This is a genomic window from Spirosoma jeollabukense (genome assembly GCF_054777855.1).
This window is the reverse complement of record NZ_BAAHAD010000052.1, coordinates 1-1,469: the sequence shown is the minus strand read 5'-3', so window position 1 is coordinate 1,469 and position 1,469 is coordinate 1. Positions and strand designations below refer to the sequence as shown.

Below are 1,469 nucleotides of genomic sequence, written 5' to 3'. Positions count from 1 at the left end.
ACTTTTTATTCCTAAACTTAAACCATATAATAAACCTTCTAATATTGGACTGTTTATTATACTATTGATTATAAAATTAGTACCAGATAAGTATAAAGTTAAATTTATCAGAGAACTACCTATAAATAAATATCCTCCTATGAACAATATACTTGTTAATATACACATTAAAACAATACTACCATATTCTGCTAAGAAAAAGAATACAAATACGACAGCAGCGTGCTCTGTCATAAATCCACTAACTAATTCAGATTCTGCTTCTGCTAAATCAAAGGGAGCTCTATTAGTTTCAGCTACAGAACCTATGAAAAATATTATGAATATAGGAAATAAAGGTAATATAAATCAAATAGCTCTTTGTGCTTCCATATTAACAGTTAAATTTAAACTACCTGTTAATAAAACTACTAATAATATAGCTGAACTAAGTATTAGTTCATAGCTAATTAATTGAGCTGTACTTCTTAATGAACCTAAAAAAGCATATTTAGAATTAGCAGATCAACCTGCTAATAATATACCATATGTAGATAGAGATGATACAGCCAACATATATAATATACCTAAACCTAAATCTCCTATAGATAAACCGGGTCCATATGGTATAACTGCATAACCTAATAATGAAAATGTTAATGTTATTATTGGACCTAAAAAGAATAGTATTAGATTTGCTTGTGTAGGACCTACATATTCTTTCAATAATAATTTTAATGCGTCAGCAAATGCTTGTAATAAACCATAATATCCTACTATATTTGGACCTAATCTACGTTGCATACTTGCCATTGTTTTTCTTTCTGCTATAGTAGTAAAAGCTACCACTAATAAAGCTGGTACCACTACTAAAATAACTTCAATAATAGATATAAATATATACATTTTTTTTCTTATTTATTATATTTATCTTAATATTATATACATTTACACTGTATTATATATATATATTAAATAATTTAAAATTATTTACTTATAAATAAAATGTTTAATTATAAAAGTTTATTAGCATATACATATTAAATTTTTATTAGCCTTCAATTTGATCGTACAATCAAAATAAAAACTTAGGTAAAGAAGTGGATTGTATTGCTATAGGCATAGAACTGTGTAAAATTCCACAAATCTCTGAACATTGACCGTAAAATGTTCCCTCTCTATTTAAATATACAGATGATTGGTTTAATCTCCCGGGATAAGCATCACATTTAATAGCTAATGATGGACAAGCATAAGAGTGTATAACATCTGCACCAGCCACTACAAATCTTGTGTGAGTTAATTCTGGTATTATTACTCTATTATCTACTTCTAATAATCTTAATTGACCTAGTTCTAAATCACTTTCTGGTATTATATATGAATCATACTCAACTGTTTCTTCATCTGTATTTATAAAATCTGGATATTGATAGCTTCAGTATCATTGATGACCTTCACCATATATAACTAAAGCAGGATCAATAACT

Annotated in this window: 2 pseudogenes; both read right to left on the bottom strand. The window is 26.9% G+C overall.

Annotation, left to right across the window (positions count from 1 at the left end):
* A pseudogene (locus ACYVEA_RS34415) lies at window positions 1-885 on the bottom strand (complex I subunit 1 family protein); the annotation flags it as partial.
* Between the two features lie 169 nt (window positions 886-1,054).
* Window positions 1,055-1,405, bottom strand: a pseudogene (locus ACYVEA_RS34410) (cupredoxin domain-containing protein); the annotation flags it as partial.
* Window positions 1,406-1,469 lie beyond the last annotated feature (64 nt).